Below are 557 nucleotides of genomic sequence, written 5' to 3'. Positions count from 1 at the left end.
ATATCCACTAAACCAGCATGAAATAAGGCATTTGGCAAAAGAAGATAAGTTGGAACCTGTGGAACAACAGCTCTAATACCTAGCTCAGGCGGAACATCAAGCGGTATAGAGAGATTAGACGAAGGTTCCAAAGCATCAGAGGACTCAGAAAGCTTTGGTTCAACAGACGCAGAAGGAAGAACAACAGAATCTGTAGAAGAAGGAGCGTCAGATGTCAACGACGTAGAAAGTGGATCGGGGGGAGAAGATGGAGGATCAACAGGATCAGGGGATGTAGAAGAAGGAGAGTCAGATATCAACGACGTAGAAAGTGGATTGGGGGGCGGAGGATCAACAGGACCAGAGGATGTAGAAGAAGGAGAGTCAGACATAAACGACGTAGAAAGTGGATCGGGAGGAGAAGATGGAGGATCAACAGGATCAGGGGATGTAGAAGAAGGAGCATCAGACATAAACGACGTAGAAAGTGGATCGAGGGGAGAAAATGGAGGATCAACAGGATCAGGGGATGTAGAAGAAGGAGCATCAGACATAAACGACGTAGAAAGTGGATCGGG

At 46.9% G+C, this 557-nt stretch carries 1 pseudogene; it reads right to left on the bottom strand.

What is annotated here, in order from left to right:
- Window positions 1–557, bottom strand: a pseudogene (locus ACFIN0_RS09480) (autotransporter outer membrane beta-barrel domain-containing protein); the annotation flags it as partial.

The organism is Bartonella sp. AA89HNZF (assembly GCF_042196905.1).
In the GTDB taxonomy this organism is placed as follows: Bacteria; Pseudomonadota; Alphaproteobacteria; order Rhizobiales; family Rhizobiaceae; genus Bartonella.
This window is presented reverse-complemented; position numbering and strand designations above follow the sequence as displayed.